Annotated in this window: 14 protein-coding genes; 6 read left to right on the plus strand and 8 right to left on the minus strand. The window is 65.4% G+C overall.

The genetic code is table 11. The features are described 5' to 3' along the window. Positions 1 to 18: 18 nt before the first annotated feature. The 4 genes from secD to queA form a co-directional block, all read right to left on the minus strand. Positions 19 to 2,124 (minus strand): protein translocase subunit SecD, encoded by a 2,106-nt coding sequence (secD, locus tag BJG93_RS02145; RefSeq protein WP_027196729.1) that lies wholly within the window; start codon positions 2,122 to 2,124, stop codon positions 19 to 21. 116 nt (positions 2,125 to 2,240) lie between these two features. Further along, the gene (yajC, locus tag BJG93_RS02150; protein ID WP_027196730.1) at positions 2,241 to 2,570 is read right to left on the minus strand and encodes a preprotein translocase subunit YajC; all 330 of its coding nucleotides are present in this window, start codon (positions 2,568 to 2,570) and stop codon (positions 2,241 to 2,243) included. Between the two features lie 193 nt (positions 2,571 to 2,763). Beyond that, entirely contained in the window at positions 2,764 to 3,957 is a 1,194-nt protein-coding gene (gene tgt, locus BJG93_RS02155; RefSeq protein ID WP_027196731.1) for a tRNA guanosine(34) transglycosylase Tgt, read from the minus strand. Between the two features lie 114 nt (positions 3,958 to 4,071). Next, positions 4,072 to 5,130 carry a tRNA preQ1(34) S-adenosylmethionine ribosyltransferase-isomerase QueA gene (queA, locus tag BJG93_RS02160; RefSeq protein ID WP_027196732.1) on the minus strand — a complete coding sequence of 353 codons (1,059 nt, stop codon included), beginning with the start codon at positions 5,128 to 5,130 and terminating at the stop codon, positions 4,072 to 4,074. Positions 5,131 to 5,320: 190 nt separating this feature from the next. On the opposite strand from queA, the gene recG reads away from it, so the two are divergent. The 6 genes from recG to ubiA all read left to right on the plus strand — a co-directional run bounded on the left by recG (position 5,321) and on the right by ubiA (position 12,438). Continuing rightward, a complete protein-coding gene (gene recG / locus BJG93_RS02165; protein WP_027196733.1) occupies positions 5,321 to 7,675 on the plus strand; it encodes an ATP-dependent DNA helicase RecG in 2,355 nt (784 codons plus the stop codon). A gap of 103 nt (positions 7,676 to 7,778) precedes the next feature. Next, the gene (locus BJG93_RS02170) at positions 7,779 to 8,738 is read left to right on the plus strand and encodes a LysR substrate-binding domain-containing protein (RefSeq protein ID WP_027196734.1); all 960 of its coding nucleotides are present in this window, start codon (positions 7,779 to 7,781) and stop codon (positions 8,736 to 8,738) included. A 363-nt stretch (positions 8,739 to 9,101) separates the two neighbouring features. Further along, on the plus strand, positions 9,102 to 10,556 hold the full coding sequence (locus tag BJG93_RS02175) for a catalase (RefSeq protein ID WP_027196735.1): 1,455 nt from the start codon (positions 9,102 to 9,104) through the stop codon (positions 10,554 to 10,556). Positions 10,557 to 10,585: 29 nt separating this feature from the next. Then, a complete protein-coding gene (locus BJG93_RS02180; RefSeq protein WP_167544148.1) occupies positions 10,586 to 10,747 on the plus strand; it encodes a hypothetical protein in 162 nt (53 codons plus the stop codon). A 154-nt stretch (positions 10,748 to 10,901) separates the two neighbouring features. Further along, the gene (locus BJG93_RS02185; protein ID WP_027196736.1) at positions 10,902 to 11,399 is read left to right on the plus strand and encodes a Dps family protein; all 498 of its coding nucleotides are present in this window, start codon (positions 10,902 to 10,904) and stop codon (positions 11,397 to 11,399) included. A 175-nt stretch (positions 11,400 to 11,574) separates the two neighbouring features. Further along, a complete protein-coding gene (ubiA, locus tag BJG93_RS02190) occupies positions 11,575 to 12,438 on the plus strand; it encodes a 4-hydroxybenzoate octaprenyltransferase (RefSeq protein WP_027196737.1) in 864 nt (287 codons plus the stop codon). A gap of 60 nt (positions 12,439 to 12,498) precedes the next feature. Here the strand turns inward: ubiA and proC are convergent, their stop codons facing one another. The 4 genes from proC to glcE form a co-directional block, all read right to left on the minus strand. Continuing rightward, on the minus strand, positions 12,499 to 13,314 hold the full coding sequence (gene proC, locus BJG93_RS02195) for a pyrroline-5-carboxylate reductase (protein ID WP_027196738.1): 816 nt from the start codon (positions 13,312 to 13,314) through the stop codon (positions 12,499 to 12,501). An 84-nt stretch (positions 13,315 to 13,398) separates the two neighbouring features. Further along, positions 13,399 to 14,121 carry a YggS family pyridoxal phosphate-dependent enzyme gene (locus BJG93_RS02200; RefSeq protein WP_027196739.1) on the minus strand — a complete coding sequence of 241 codons (723 nt, stop codon included), beginning with the start codon at positions 14,119 to 14,121 and terminating at the stop codon, positions 13,399 to 13,401. 36 nt (positions 14,122 to 14,157) lie between these two features. Beyond that, positions 14,158 to 15,384, minus strand: a complete 1,227-nt coding sequence (gene glcF, locus BJG93_RS02205; protein WP_027196740.1) for a glycolate oxidase subunit GlcF — start codon at positions 15,382 to 15,384, stop codon at positions 14,158 to 14,160. An 8-nt stretch (positions 15,385 to 15,392) separates the two neighbouring features. After that, entirely contained in the window at positions 15,393 to 16,481 is a 1,089-nt protein-coding gene (gene glcE / locus BJG93_RS02210) for a glycolate oxidase subunit GlcE (RefSeq protein WP_027196741.1), read from the minus strand. Positions 16,482 to 16,586: the final 105 nt, after the last annotated feature.

Below are 16,586 nucleotides of genomic sequence, written 5' to 3' on the forward strand. Positions count from 1 at the left end.
GGTCTTCTTCTCCGGGACTCAGCGGGACGAACCCGGTTTCTGCGGCGTCGAGTCGTTCGACGTCGGCGTACCCGGCGTATTGCGGCGGCGCACGGTCGGCTTCGCGCGACCCTGCGCGCCGGCCGCGGCCGGTGCCTTCGCGCTTGCCTTGGCGCTCGCCTTCGCAGTGGCGATGGCCTGCGCGGTGTCGGTCGCGGCGTCGCTGCTGGCGAGGCTATTGCCAACGCTGTTGCCAACATAGGCGGCCGAGCCTGCCGCCGCCGCTTGCGGACGCCACACCTGGCCGATGGACAGCGACTTCAGCTTCTTCTTGCCGCCGTACCAGAAGTTGACCAGGCCGCGCGAGAAGAACACCGCCGAGAACATCGACGTCAGTATGCCGATACAGTGGACGATCGCGAAGCCGCGCACCGGACCGGAGCCGAAAGCGAGCAGCGCGAGGCCGGCGATCAGCGTGGTCACGTTCGAGTCGAGAATCGTCGCCCATGCATGCGCGTAGCCGTTCTGGATGGCCAGTTGCGGCGGCGCGCCGTGGCGCAGTTCCTCGCGCACGCGCTCGTTGATCAGCACGTTCGAGTCGATCGCCATACCGAGCGCGAGCGCGATAGCGGCGATACCCGGCAGCGTGAGCGTGGCCTGCAGCATCGACAGCACCGCGACCAGCAGCAACAGGTTCACGGACAGGCCGATCGTCGAGATCACGCCGAACAGCATGTAGTACGCGATCATGAACACGGCGATCGCCGCGAAGCCCCACACGACCGAGTGGAAGCCCTTCTTGATGTTGTCGGCGCCGAGGCTCGGGCCGATCGTGCGTTCCTCGATGATTTCCATCGGCGCGGCGAGCGAACCGGCGCGCAGCAGCAGCGCGAGGTCGGCGGCCGCTTGCGGGGTCGGCTGGCCGGTGATCTGGAAGCGGTCGCCCAGTTCCGACTGAATGGTCGCGACCGTCAGCACTTCGCCCTTGCCGCGTTCGAACAGCACCATCGCCATCGGCTTGCCGATGTTGTCGCGCGACACTGCGCGCACCGCGCGGCCGCCTGCCGAATCGAGACGGATGTTGACCGACGGACGCTGATGCTCGTCGAAGCCCGCTGATGCGTCGATGATGCGGTCGCCGGTGAAGATCACCTGCTTGCGCAGCAGCACCGGCGCCTGGTTGCCTTGCGTGAAGAGTTCATCGCCCGGCGGCACCGGGTCGTTCGGGTTCGGATGCGTGTTGACCGGGTCGGCGAGGCGCGCTTCGAGCGTCGCCGTGCGGCCGATGATGTCCTTCGCCTTCGCGGTGTCCTGCACGCCCGGCAGTTCGACCACGATACGGTCCGAGCCCTGTTGCTGGATCACCGGCTCGGCCACGCCGAGTTCGTTCACACGGTTATGCAGCGTCGTGATGTTCTGCTTGAGCGCGGCGTCCTGCACGGTGCGTTGCACGGCCGGCGTGAAGGTGCCGACGAGTTGCACGCCGCCGTCCGCACCGGGGTTCGGCTGCGACACCCACTGCAGTTCGCTGACGCTGCGACCGAGCAGCTTGAGCGCCGCGTCCGCCGTGGCCTGGTCGGCCAGATTCACCACCACCGACTGGTTCACGCGATTCACGCCGCCGTCGCGGACGTTGTTGTCGCGCAGCAGCGTGCGCACGTCCGAGGCGTCCGAATCGAGTTTCTTGTTCAGGGCGCCGGCCATGTCGACCTGCAGCAGGAAATGCACGCCGCCGCGCAGGTCCAGACCCAGGTACATCGGCAGTGCGCGCAGCGCGGTCATCCAGGTCGGCGACGCGCTTTGCAGGTTCAGTGCGACGATGTACTGCGGATCGTTCGGGTCGCTGTTGAGCGACTTCTGCAGCAGATCTTTGACGCGCAGCTGCGTGTCCGTGTCCGTCAGGCGCACGCGGATGTTCGCGTTGTTCTGCGAGTTGTCGAACGTAATCGCGGTCGGCTTGATCTGATTGCCGGCGAGCGCCGCTTCGACTGACGCAAGCGTGGTGGCGTCGAGCTTGACCGTTGCCTTGCCGCTCGACACTTGCACCGCCGGCGCTTCGCCGTACAGATTGGGCAGCGTGTACACGAGGCCGATGACCAGAGCCACCAGCATCACGGCGTATTTCCAGAGGGGGTAGCGATTCATGAGTGGTCCAACGGGAAGGTTGGCTTGGATGCGATGCGTCCGGCGATGAGCGCGGGCTGTTCAGCGAAGTGCATGAACTGCCGGCGAGGCCGCACCGGACGCGAGGAGTGCAGGCCTTACAGCGACTTGATCGTGCCCTTCGGAAGAATTGTCGTGACCGACGCCTTTTGCACGGTGATTTCCGTGCCTTCCGAAATTTCGATGCCGACGTAGGCTTCGCCCACCTTCGTGACCTTGCCGACGATGCCGCCGTTCGTCACGACTTCGTCGCCCCTGGCCATCGCTGCGAGCATGCTGCGATGTTCCTTCTGGCGCTTCATTTGCGGGCGAATCATGATGAAGTACAGCACGCCGAACATCAGGATCAGCGGCAGGAAGCTCATCAGGTTGGATTCGATACCGCCTGCTGCAGCGCCTTGCGCGAAGGCATTTGAAATGAACGACACGTTGGTCTCTCCGTTATCAGTCAAACGAACAAAAAAATCAGCCGATTATTCTACCACCGGCCCTATGCGCGCCGGCGCGGCGAATCGGCTTTGCGATCAACCGTTTAAAGCTCCGACTCCGGCGAATTCAGCGACCGGCGAAAGTAAATTGTAAGTTATCCGCGTGCGACACGCGAATCCGCATGCCGGGTCTTCAGGACGACGGTTCGACGCCGCGCGCGCGGTTTTCGTGGAAGCGCTTGCGGAATGCGTCGAACAGCTTCGCCTCGATCGCATCGCGCATTTCCTGCATCAGTTCCAGGTAGTAATGCAGGTTGTGGATCGTGTTCAGCTGCGCGCCGAGGATTTCGCCGACGCGATGCAGATGGTGCAGATAGCCGCGCGTGAAGTTGCGGCAGGTGTAGCAGCCGCATTGCTCGTCGAGTGGGCGCAGCGAGTTCTTGTGCGTCGCGTTGCGGATCTTGACGTCGCCAAAGCGCGTGAAGAGCCAGCCGTTGCGCGCGTTGCGCGTCGGCATCACGCAGTCGAACATGTCGACGCCGGCCGCGACCCCGGCCACCAGATCTTCCGGCGTGCCGACGCCCATCAGGTAGTGCGGCTTGTCGGCGGGCAGCTTGGGGCCGATGTGGTTCAGGACCCGCATCATGTCTTCCTTCGGTTCGCCGACCGACAGACCGCCGATCGCGAGGCCGTGGAAGTTTTTTTCCGCGAGCCCGGCGAGCGACTCGTCGCGCAGGTCCTCGAACATCCCACCCTGCACGATGCCGAACAGCGCATTCGGATTGCCCAGGCGCTGGAACTCGTCGATCGAGCGTTGCGCCCAGCGCATCGACATGCGCATCGATTCTGCCGCTTCCTTGTGCGAGGTCGGGATGTTGTTGGTCGCGTACGGCGTGCATTCGTCGAACTGCATCACGATGTCCGAGTTCAGCACCTTCTGGATCTGCATCGACACTTCCGGCGACAGGAACAGCCGGTCGCCGTTGATCGGCGACGCGAACGTAACGCCGTCCTCGGTGATCTTGCGCAGATCGCCGAGCGAGAACACCTGGAAGCCGCCCGAGTCGGTCAGGATCGGCTTTTTCCAGCCCATGAAGCCGTGCAGGCCGCCGTGGGCGTCGATCGTTTCGAGGCCGGGGCGCAGCCACAGGTGAAACGTGTTGCCGAGGATGATCTGCGCATGCATTTCATCGAGCTCGCGCGGCTGCACAGCTTTCACGGTGCCGTACGTGCCGACCGGCATGAAGATCGGCGTTTCGACCACGCCGTGATTGAGCGTGACGCGGCCGCGGCGCGCGAGGCCGTCGGTGCCGAGCAGTTCGAATTTGAGGCCATTCTCCGGGCGCTCGTGGGCAGGACGTTGCGACGATGGATGACCAAGGGTCATGGGGATCACTCCTGTGCTACCGGAAGACAGTCCGGCGCAATCGATGAAAACCGCCACGACGAAGCGCGGCGGCTAGGAAAACTGCCGATACGTTGAAACGGTGTCCGCGCCGGCTTATGCATCGCGCCGCGTGAGCAGCATCGCGTCACCGTAACTGAAAAAGCGATAGCGCTCGTCGATCGCATGACGATACGCGGCGCGAATCGTCTCGACGCCCGCGAATGCCGACACCAACATCAGCAGCGTCGACTTCGGCAAATGGAAGTTCGTGACCAGGCGGTCGACCACCCGAAAGCGGTAACCCGGCGTGATGAAGATATCGGTTTCCGCGCTCGCCGCGGCGAGCGGATGGCCGGCGGCTTCGGCGTCGCGCGCGGCGGCTTCGAGCGCGCGCATCGAGGTCGTACCGACCGCGATCACGCGATTGCCGCGCGCTTTCGTCGCGGCGATCTTGTCCGCGAGCGCTTGCGGCAGGTGATACCACTCGCTGTGCATCTTGTGCTCGGCGATGTTCTCGACCCGCACCGGCTGGAACGTGCCCGCGCCGACGTGCAGCGTCAGCGTTGCGCGTTCGACACCGTTTGCGTCAAGCCTGGCGAGCAGCGCGTCGTCGAAGTGCAGGCCGGCGGTCGGCGCGGCGACCGCGCCCGGGTTTTGCGCGAACACGGTCTGATAGCGGGTTTCGTCGGTCGCGTCGGGGTCGTGCTCGATGTAGGGCGGCAGCGGCAGACGGCCGTACTGCTCGATCAGCGTCAGACAGTCGTCGGGGAAATGCAGCGTGTAGAACTGATCGACGCGCTCGCCGACGGTGACGTCGAACGCATCGGCGAGACGGATCGTCGTTCCCGCCTGCGGGCTCTTGCTCGCGCGGACCTGCGCGAGCGCGCTGCGCTCGCCGATCAGGCGCTCGACCAGCACTTCGATCTTGCCGCCGCTCGCTTTCTGGCCGAAGAAACGCGCCTTCAGCACTTTGGTATCGTTGAAGACCAGCAGATCGCCCGGCGCGACGCACTCGGGCAGCTCGGTGAAGCGGCGGTCGATCAGGCGCGCGGCGCCGTCGGCGACGCCTGCGGCGTCCACGTCGAGCAGACGGCTTGCGCTGCGCTCGGGCAACGCGACTTGCGCGATCAGCTCGGGCGGCAGATCGAAATCGAAATCGGAAAGCGTAAACATGCGAACGACTGGAAGCGGGTTGGGACTGATTTGGGACTGAATTGAGCCGAAGCCGGAGCCGGGCGGCTATGATGGCGGGACGCCGAAGCAGCCCGCGCGCGCCGTGAGCCGCGTCCTGCCCACGCTCGATGTGTGAAGCGCGGCACGACTTTTTTCGACAGAAGCCGATATTGTACTTGCGAAGCAGCCCATGCCTTTGTCCGACCGCCGATCGTCCGTTGCCACCCTCGAAGCGGGCGCCGAACCGCGGCGCCGTGGCGCGCGAGCGGAGGCGGGGCAACGGGATCAGGCGCAAGGGGGCGCGCGTCGCGACATGACGGCGGCTGGCCACGATGCCGGTCGCGACGGCGAGCCCACCGGCGCCGCCGCGGGCGACCCGCCGGATGAATTCGCGGCCGACCACGCAAGCGACGATAAACCCGCCGCCAAAGTCAAAGCCACGGCGAAGACCGCCGCCAAACCCGCAGCCAAAACCCCCGTCAAAACCGCCGACAAGCTCGCCAAGCTCGGGCTCACGCGCGACATCGACCTCGTGCTGCATCTGCCGATGCGCTACGAAGACGAAACCTCGCTGACGCCGATCGCTCACCTGCTGCCCGGTGGCATCGCGCAAACCGAGGGCGTGGTGTTCGACAACGAGATCGCCTATCGCCCGCGTCGGCAGCTGCTCGTGAAGCTGCGCGACGCAGACGCCGACGGCGACGAGCTCGTGCTGCGCTTTCTGAATTTCTACGGTTCGCAGGTCAAGCAGATGGCGCCCGGCGCGCGCCTGCGCGTGCGCGGCGACGTGCGCGGCGGCTTTTTCGGCATGGAGATGGTGCACCCGACCGTGCGCGTCGTCGATGAGGACACGCCGCTGCCGCAGGCGCTGACGCCGGTCTACCCGAGCACCGCGGGCGTATCGCAGGCGTATCTGCGCAAGGCGATCGACAACGCGCTCGCGCGCACGTCGCTGCCGGAGCTGCTGCCCGTGCCGGTCGCGCGCGCGTTTCTCGAGCCGCTTGGCGTGCCCGCGCTGATGGACGCGGTGCGCACGCTGCATCATCCGGGCGCGCAGTCGGACGAAACGGCGCTGATCGACGGCACCCATCCGGCCTGGGTGCGCATCAAGTTCGAGGAACTGCTCGCGCAGCAGATGTCGCTCAAGCGCGCGCACGACGAGCGTCGCGCGCGCGCCGCGCCGGCCATGCCGCGCCGCAAGCTCGGCGACGAGTCGGCGCTGGTCGCGCGTCTGCTGAAGGCGCTGCCGTTTTCGCTGACGGCCGCGCAGCAGCGCGTCGGCGGCGAGATCGCGCTCGATCTGACGCAGCCGCATCCGATGCAGCGGCTGTTGCAGGGCGACGTCGGCAGCGGCAAGACGATCGTCGCGGCGCTTGCTGCCGCGCAGGCGATCGACGCCGGCTACCAGGCCGCGCTGATGGCGCCGACCGAAATCCTCGCCGAGCAGCACGCGCGTAAATTGCGCGGCTGGCTGGAGCCGCTCGGCGTGAACGTCGCGTGGCTCGCGGGTAGTCTGAAGACCAGGGAGAAGCGCGCGGCAATCGAAGCGGCCGCGCTCGGCACCGCGCAGCTCGTGATCGGCACGCACGCGATCATCCAGGACGCGGTCGAGTTCGCGCGCCTGGGGCTCGTGATCGTCGACGAGCAGCATCGCTTCGGTGTCGCGCAACGGCTCGCACTGCGCGCGAAGGCGCAGGGCGCCGCCGACGGCGCGCCCGACTTCCAGCCGCATCAGCTGATGATGTCCGCGACGCCGATTCCGCGCACGCTCGCAATGACTTACTACGCTGACCTCGACGTCTCGACGATCGACGAATTGCCGCCCGGCCGCACCCCGATCCTCACCAAGCTCGTGTCCGACGCGCGCCGCGAAGAGGTGATCGGCCGCGTGCGCGAGGCGGCGCTGACGGGGCGTCAGGTGTACTGGGTGTGTCCGCTGATCGAAGAAAGCGAGACCCTGCAGCTGCAAACCGCGGTCGAGACCTACGAGACGCTCGTGGCCGCGCTGCCTGAACTGAAGGTCGGGCTCGTGCACGGGCGCCTCGCGCCCGCTGAAAAGGCCGCGGTCATGGACGCGTTTTCGCGCAACGAGATCCAGTTGCTGGTCGCGACCACGGTGATCGAAGTGGGTGTCGACGTGCCGAACGCGTCGTTGATGGTGATCGAGCATGCGGAGCGCTTCGGTCTCGCGCAGCTACATCAGTTGCGCGGACGGGTGGGGCGCGGCAGCGCCGCGTCGGTTTGCGTACTGCTGTACACCGGACCGCTGTCGATGACCGCCCGCGCCCGCCTGCAAACGATGCGCGAAACCACCGACGGCTTCGAGATCGCCCGCCGCGACCTCGACATCCGCGGGCCCGGCGAATTCCTCGGCGCGCGTCAATCGGGCGCGGCGATGCTGCGTTTCGCCGACCTGCAGAACGATCAGCACCTGATTGAGCCGGCGCGCGAGGCCGCCGCGACGCTGCTCGACCAGTATCCGGACATCGTCATCCAGCATCTGGCGCGCTGGCTCGGCGCGCGCGAGCAATACCTGAAAGCCTGAGCGCGAGCCGCCGGCGCAAGCGGACCGGCTAAAAGGTTGGCGAACCGACCCTATAGGTGTATAACTAGAACCTATCGAATCCTTCATACTGATTGATCCCCGAATGACGCTCACCGAATTGAAATACATCGTTGCGGTGGCCCGCGAGCGGCACTTCGGCCGGGCCGCCGAGGCGTGTTTCGTCAGCCAGCCCACGCTGTCCGTGGCCATCAAGAAGCTCGAAGACGAGCTGAACGTGCAGATCTTCGAGCGCGGCACCAGCGAGGTCAGCGTCACGCCGATCGGCGAACAGATCGTCACGCAGGCGCAACGCGTGCTCGAGCAGACGCTTGCGATCAAGGAAATCGCCAAGCAGGGCAAGGACCCGCTGGTCGGTCCGCTGCGCCTTGGCGTGATCTACACGATCGGGCCGTACCTGCTGCCGACGCTCGTCAAGCAGATGATCCGGCGTGTGCCGCAGATGCCGCTGATGCTGCAGGAAAACTACACGCTCAAGCTGATCGAGCTGCTCAAGCAGGGCGAAATCGACGTCGCGATCATGGCGCTGCCATTTCCCGAAACCGGTCTGACGCTGCGCCCGCTTTACGACGAGCCATTCGTCGTCGCGCTGCCGTCTGGTCACGCGTGGGAAAGCCGCCCGAAGATCGACCCCGACGATCTGAAGCAGGAAACCATGCTGCTGCTCGGCAGCGGCCACTGCTTCCGCGATCATGTGCTCGGCGTGTGTCCCGAACTGATGCGTTTTTCGCAGAACGCGGACGGCATCCAGAAGACCTTCGAGGGCTCGTCGCTCGAAACGATTCGTCATATGGTCGCGAGCGGGGTCGGCATTACCGTGCTGCCGCGCATGTCGGTGCACGAGGTCAAGCCGCACGCGGGCGGGATCGACGCGGGCCTGCTCAGCTACGTCGCGTTCGACGAGCCGGTGCCCGATCGCCGCGTCGTGCTGGCATGGCGCAAGAGCTTCACGCGCATGCCCGCGATCGACGCGATCTGCGAGGCAGTCGCTGCGTGCGACCTGCCTGGCGTCAAAAAGCTCGATCTGCCGACCGCCGTCAACTGATTAACCGTCGTCTCTTACAGCCGTCCTTGGAGCGGGGGCGGCCTGTCAAAAAAGGGCCTCAGCCCTATCGAATAGATTAAATTAATCAACTTCAAATATTCGATAGCAATCGCTATAGTTTCCTCCACGGATCGCCCGATCCCCCTTGGAGGACATCACCATGCAAGCGGTTTCACAACTCATCCACGCCTTTTCTGCGCGACCGTCTGCGACGCTCCCCGCGCCGAGTCTCCGTACGGTCGCGATCTCCTTGCTCGCCGACCGGGTGCTGGCGGCCTGACGCGCCTATCCATAACGGCGTGCGTCGCGCATCGATGCCGCCCGTTTTCCCTTTGATTCGATAAAAACCACACAGGAGTGCCTATGTCCGAACGTAAGCTCACCCATGCCGCCGGCGCGCCCGTCGCCGACAACCAGGACTCGATGACCGCGGGCCCGCGCGGCCCGGTCGTGCTGCAGGACGTCTGGTTGCTCGAAAAGCTCGCGCATTTCGATCGCGAAGTGATTCCTGAGCGTCGCGTGCACGCGAAGGGTTCAGGTGCGTTCGGCACGCTGACGGTGACGCACGATATCTCGCGCTACACGAAGGCGAAGGTATTCGCCCAGGTCGGCAAGGAAACGCCGCTGTTCATGCGCTTTTCGACGGTGGCCGGCGAGCGTGGCGCGGCCGACGCCGAGCGCGACGTGCGCGGCTTCTCGATCAAGTTCTACACCGACGAAGGCAACTGGGACGTGGTCGGCAACAACACGCCGGTGTTCTTCATCCGCGATCCGCTGAAGTTTCCGGACTTCATCCATACGCAAAAGCGTGATCCGTACACGAATCTGCGCAGCAATGTCGCCGCTTGGGATTTCTGGTCGCGTCATCCGGAGTCGCTGCATCAGGTGACGATTTTGATGAGCGATCGCGGCATTCCGAAGAACTACCGGCAGATGCATGGCTTCGGTTCGCACACATACTCGTTCATCAACGCGGACAACGAGCGTTTCTGGGTCAAGTTCCACTTCAAGTCGCAGCAGGGCATCGAGAATTTCACCGACGCGGAAGCCGCCCAGGTGGTCGCCAATGACCGCGAAAGCGCGCAGCGCGATCTGGTGAATAGCATCGACGCGGGCAACTTCCCGAAGTGGCGCTTCGCGATCCAGGTGATGCCCGAAGCGGAAGCGGCGAACTATCGTTTCAACCCGTTCGACATCACGAAGGTATGGTCGCAGAAGGACTATCCGTTGATCGACGTCGGCACGATCGAGCTGAACCGCAACGCGGCGAACTATTTCGCGGACGTGGAACAGGCGGCGTTCACGCCGGCAAATGTGGTGCCGGGCATCGGCTTTTCACCGGACCGTCTGTTGCAGGGACGTCTGTTCTCGTACGGCGATACGCAGCGTTACCGGCTGGGCATCAATCATCATCAGATTCCGGTGAATGCGCCGCGCGCTCCGGGCGCGCATGCGTTTCATCGCGACGGCGCGATGCGCACCGACGGCAATCTCGGCGGCAACGTGAATTACGAGCCGAGTCGCTTCGGCGACTTCGCGCAGGACGGGAACGCGTCGGAGCCGCCGCTCGCGGCGGGCGCGATTGCGCGTTACCCGCATCGCGAGGACGACGACTACTACACGCAGCCGCGCATGCTGTTCGCGCTGTTGGACGACGCGCAGCGCGAGCGTCTGTTCGGCAACATCGCGCGACATATCGACGGCGTGCCGCAGGAGATCGTCGCGCGTCAGATCGAGCATTTCCGCCACGCCGATCCGGCTTACGCGCAAGGGGTGATCGCGGCGCTCGCCGCGTTGCAGGAAGGCAGGAATCGTTAGGCGTCACGATACGCACCGGGAGAACGATCATGATTCAGATGGTGATGGCAAGCATCGGCGGTTCGGCCGCGACGCGAAGCATGCAGGCGCAACCGCAGAGGTTCATGCTGCGCAAGGTGGTGGGCTTGGCGATCGTCGCGAGCGGCTTCGCGGTGATGGCCGCGCAGGCCTTGCACGTGCTGGGCGGCTGAGCGCTGCGCCGCCAGAATGGCGGCGCAGCAAAGCTTTCGGGCACGTCTTGCGCGAACCGCGCGACATTTCACGCTACACTGTCGAACGTTTTATTTGCGATTTCGCAGACCCTCATCTGTCGACCGGTTCGTATCACTCTTCGAAGGAGTCATCATGGCCAAGAAAGAAGCCGCCGCAGCGGTACAGCACGTCAACATCGGCATCAGCGACAAGGATCGCAAGAAGATCGCAGAAGGGCTGTCGCGTCTGCTCGCCGACACTTACACGCTGTATCTGAAGACCCACAACTTTCACTGGAATGTCACGGGTCCGATGTTCAACACGCTGCATCTGATGTTCGAAACGCAGTACAACGAACTGGCGCTCGCGGTCGACTCGATCGCCGAACGCATCCGCGCATTGGGCGTGCATGCGCCGGGCAGCTATAAGGATTTCGCGAAGCTGTCGTCGATTCCCGAAGCGGATGGCGTGCCGCCCGCGGAAGACATGATCCGCCAGTTGGTCGAAGGGCAGGAAGCCGTGGTGCGCACCGCGCGCGCAATCTTCCCGTCGACCGAAGCCGCCAACGACGAGCCGACCGCCGACCTGCTCACGCAACGCATGCAGACGCACGAAAAGACCGCGTGGATGCTGCGCTCGCTGCTCGCTTGATTGGCCGCGGCTGAGCGGTCGAGTCACGTCGGATGCCGGCGCGGGCAAGGCCCAGGCCGTGTCTAGAAACGCACAAGCCTCCCCGCACGGGAGGCTTTGTTTTTTGCGCTGACGCCGCGCGATGCGCTTCCCGTAAAATGGGCACACCGTGTTCGCACTTCACCGAATTCGTCCCATGTTCGCCCGACTTCCCCTGTATCTGCGCCTCGTGCGCATGGACAAGCCGATCGGCAGCCTGCTGCTGCTGTGGCCGACGCTCAATGCACTGTGGATCGCATCCGGCGGTCATCCGTCGTGGCAATTGCTGGTGATCTTCACGCTCGGCACCGTGCTGATGCGCTCGGCTGGCTGTGCGATCAACGACTATGCGGACCGCGATTTCGACCGCCACGTGAAGCGCACCGAAAACCGGCCGCTCACGTCCGGCAAGATCAATGCCTGGGAAGCGGTTCTGCTGGCCACGGTCCTGTCGCTGATCGCGTTTCTGCTAATCCAGTCGCTCAATGCGTTGACCAGGGAGTTGTCGGTGCTGGCGCTATTCGTCGCCGGCACGTATCCGTTCATGAAGCGCTTCTTTGCGATTCCGCAGGCGTATCTGGGCATCGCGTTCGGCTTTGGCATTCCGATGGCGTTCGCCGCGGTACTGGATCACGTGCCGCTGCTCGGGTGGGTGATGCTCGTCGCGAACGTCTTCTGGGCTGTTGCGTACGATACCGAGTATGCGATGGTCGATCGCGACGACGACATCAAGATCGGTATCCGCACATCGGCGCTGACGTTCGGCCGCTTCGACGTGACCGCGGTCATGCTGTGCTATGCGGTGACGCTCGGGATCTACGTCGGTATCGGCCTGGTGCTCCGGTTCGGTCTGCTGTACTGGCTGGGCTGGGCGGTCGCTGTGGGTTGCGCGATCTATCACTACACGCTGATCCGCCATCGCGAGCGGATGCCGTGCTTTGCCGCGTTCCGTCACAACAACTGGCTCGGCGGCGCGTTGTTCGCGGGAATCGCCGCGCATTACGCGGCGGCTTCGCTTTAATTCGCGTCAGCGCTTTTCCGGCCTCAGACCGCCGCTGTTTCTTTCCGACGCCGGCTCGCGTTACTGCTTGCCGAGTTCGTCGCCCATCTCGCGCGCCCGCGCGTCGGCGGCCAATGCGCCGCGCACGATGGCATCCTTGATGCCGCTCGCGTCGAACGACGCGAGCGCCGCCGCCGTCGTGCCGCCCTTCGATGTCACGCGCTCGCGCAGCACACTCGGCGGCTCGTTCGAATTGGCCGCGAGTTGCGCGGCGCCCGTGAAGGTCGCGACCGCGAGCGCGCGGCCCTGCGCTTCGTCCATGCCGAGCTGGCGCGCGGCTTCCTGCAGCGCTTCGATGAAATAGAACACGTAGGCCGGCCCGCTGCCCGAGATCGCGGTCACCGCGTCGATCTTCGCTTCGTCGTCGAACCAGACGGTTTCGCCGACCGCGCCGAGTACCTGCGACGCGAGCGCGCGGCCCGCTTCGTCGACGCTGCTGCTTGCGACGAGGCCGGTCACGCCCATGCCGATCAGCGCCGGCGTATTCGGCATCACGCGCACGATGCGGCTATGGCCGTCGAGCCAGCGCGACATGTCGCCGATGCGAATGCCTGCGACGATGCTGACGATGAGTTGCGACGCGCGCAGATGCGGCGCCGCCGTCGCGGCGACGTTCTTCAGGATCTGCGGCTTCACCGCGAGCACGACCGCGTCGTAATCGGCGAGCGCACCGTCGGTGGCCGCGCCGGTGCGGACGCCAAATTGCTGCTCGTTGCGCTTGCGCGCGTCTTCGTTCGGATCGATCGCGTACAGGTCCGCGGGCGCCACACCGCGCTTGATGAGGCCGCCGATCAACGCCGCGGCCATGTTGCCGCCGCCGATAAACGCAATTTTCATGATGGTCCGGATAGGTTCAGGTGAGATGCGGAAATGCGCTCAGGGCTTTGCGCATCGAGGCGCGCGCGACGCTGTTGGAAAAGCTCAGCGCGAGTAATCGCGCGCGCCGAAGATCGCCGTGCCGGCGCGCACAATCGTCGCGCCTTCGAGCACGGCTGCTTCGAGATCGGCCGACATGCCCATCGACAGCGTATCGAGCGCCAGCCCGTCGTTACACAAGCGCTCGAACAGCTCGCGCAATTGGCGATGCGGCGCGCGTTGCGCGTCGAGCTCGGCGGCCGGTTCGGGAATCGACATCAGTCCGCGCAGCTTCAGCTTTGGCAGCGCGGCGATCTGTTGCGCGATAGCGGCGGCTTCGTCGCGCGCGACGCCGCTCTTTGACGCCTCACCGCTGACGTTGACCTGCAGGCACACGTTGAGCGGCGGCAGGCTGTCGGGGCGCTGTTCCGACAGTCGCTGCGCGATCTTCAACCGATCGACCGAATGTACCCAGTCGAAATGCTCGGCGACGGCCCGCGTCTTGTTCGATTGCAGCGGCCCGATGAAATGCCATTCGAGCGACGCACGCAGATCGGCGAGCGTCTGGATCTTGTCCAGCGCTTCCTGCACGTAGTTCTCGCCGAATGCGCGCTGACCGGCCGCATGAGCGGCGCGCACGGCATCGGCGGGAAACGTCTTGGAGACCGCAAGCAGCTTCACGGACTGCGCGTCGCGGCCGGCCGCTTGCGCGGCCTCGGCGATGCGCTGGTGAACGTCGGCGAGATGGCGAGCCAGGCGCTCGGCGAGATGGTGACGCAGATCGGACATGGAACGAACCGGTGTTCAGCGAAGACGATGCACCGATTATACGGACAGCATGTGCTCGACCAATTCGATCCAGTGCGCGACCGGCGTCGACGTGCCGCTTTGCAGATGCGCGATGCAACCGACGTTCGCCGACACGATCACCTGCGGCTCCTGCGCCTGCAAACGCTCGAGCTTCTGGTCGCGCAGCGCGTACGACAGGCGCGGCTGCAACAGCGAGTAAGTGCCGGCCGAGCCGCAGCACAGATGGCTGTCCGCGGGCAGGCGTACTTCGAGGCCGAGCGCGCCGAGCAGTTGCTCCACCTTGCCGCGGATCTGCTGGCCATGCTGCAGCGTGCAGGGCGGATGAAATGCGACCGTGTGCACGGCGCGGCGGCGCGTGATCGCGACGAGCTGCGCTTCGAACTCAGGCAGGATCTCAGCGACGTCGCGCGTCAGTTCGACGATGCGGCGCGCTTTCTCCGCATAGTCAGGGTCGTGGCGCAGCAGGTGCGCGTATTCCTTGACCGTGGCGCCGCAGCCCGACGCGTTCATCACGATCGCTTCGACACCCTGCTCGACGTAGGGCCACCATGCGTCGATGTTCGCACGCAGGTCGTCGAGCGCTTCGTCGTGGTAGCCGAGGTGCAGGCGGATCGCGCCGCAGCAGCCGGCTTCGGGTGCGACCAGCGTTTCGATGCCGAGCGCATCGAATACGCGCGCAGTCGCGATGTTGACGTTCGGCATCATCGACGGCTGCACGCAGCCCGCGAGCATCAGCACCTTGCGTTCGTGTTTCGCGCTCGGCCATTGGAGCGGGCGTTGACGCGCGGGCACCTTGTCGCGCAGCTTCTTCGGCAGCAGGCCGCGCACCTGCTGGCCCAGGCGCATCGCGGGCGTGAAGATCGCGCTGTTCGGCAGCACGCTCGCGAGCAGGCGCCGCATCAGCCGCTGATTGAGCGGACGCGTGACTTTCGCTTCGGTGAGCTTGCGGCCGATTTCGACGAGCCGCCCGTATTGCACGCCGGACGGGCAGGTCGACTCACAATTGCGACAGGTGAGGCAGCGGTCGAGGTGAACCTGCGTGCTGCGCGTGACCGGCGCGCCTTCGACCATCTGCTTGATCAGATAGATGCGCCCGCGCGGACCGTCGAGCTCGTCGCCGAGCAGTTGATAGGTCGGGCAGGTCGCCGTGCAGAAACCGCAATGTACGCAATTGCGCAGGATGGCGTCGGCTTCGTCGCCATCGGGCGTATTGCGAATGAAGTCCGCGAGGTTGGTTTGCATCGCGTCGCTCAGAAGTCGGGATAGAGGCGGCCGCGGTTGAATATCCGGGCCGGGTCGAATGCGTGTTTAAGGCCGCGATGGATTTTCATCAGCGGCGCGGGCAGCGGTGTAAACACGCCGGCGCTGCGGTCGTAGCCGTGCCCGCTGCGGAAGATCGTCGCGTGGCCGCCGGCCTGCTTCGCGCTGATGCGCACGGTTTGCGCGTCGGTGTCGGTGATCCACCAGCGCTGGCCGCCGCCCCATTCCATCAGTTGCGCGCCGGGCAGTTGCAGCGGCTCGGTGATCGACGGCAACGCGAGACGCCACAGCGCGGCCTTGGGCGGAATGCCCGCAAAAAACGAATCGGTCTGTTCGCGCAGGCCGGCCCAGAAGCGTTCGGCTTCGACTGCGTCGACGACTTCGCCGCCAAGCCCGGTGCGCGCGGCCTTGACCGCGGCTTCCGCACCGCCGAGCCGCACCGCGAGCGTGCCGTTGCGCCAAGCGCTGGCAGTGATCGGCAACGGCCGGCCGCCCCATTCGTTGAGCTTGCGTACCGCGTCGGTGCCGTTCATGTCGAACTTCAGCGTGGCTTCGGCCTGCGGTCGCGGCAGCACTTTGACCGACAGCTCGAGGATCAGCCCGAGCGTGCCGAGCGACCCCGCGAGCAGCCGCGACACGTCGTAGCCCGCGACATTTTTCACGACCTGGCCGCCGAAGTGCAGCACCTGGCCTTGGCCGTTCATCACGACGGCGCCGAGCACGAAGTCGCGCGCGGCGCCGACGGCCGGCCGGCGCGGCCCTGAAATACCAGCGGCGATACAGCCGCCGAAGGTGGCCTGCGGACCGAAGTGCGGCGGCTCGAACGGCAGCATCTGGTCATGCTCGGCGAGCGCGGCTTCGATTTCGAGCAACGGTGTCCCCGCGCGCGCGGTGATCACGAGTTCGGCCGGATCGTACGCGATGATGCCGCGATAAGCGCGCGTGTCGAGGATCTCACCTTCCAGCGTCTGGCCATACCAGTCCTTGGTGCCGCCGCCACGGATGCGCAACGCCCGCGCCTCCGCGCTGGCCGAACCCACGCGTTCGGACCATACCGCGACGATGTCGTCCTCTTCCATGGTGTCCTGCTCGTTGTGTTTCGTTTGATTGTACCGGGCGATGGCTCGCTGGCAAGCCGGAGCGCACCCGCATGCCGAGGCGCCGGGCATCGGGCTGGAGGGGAC

It is taken from the genome of Paraburkholderia sprentiae WSM5005 (genome assembly GCF_001865575.2).
Taxonomy (GTDB): domain Bacteria; phylum Pseudomonadota; class Gammaproteobacteria; order Burkholderiales; family Burkholderiaceae; genus Paraburkholderia; species Paraburkholderia sprentiae.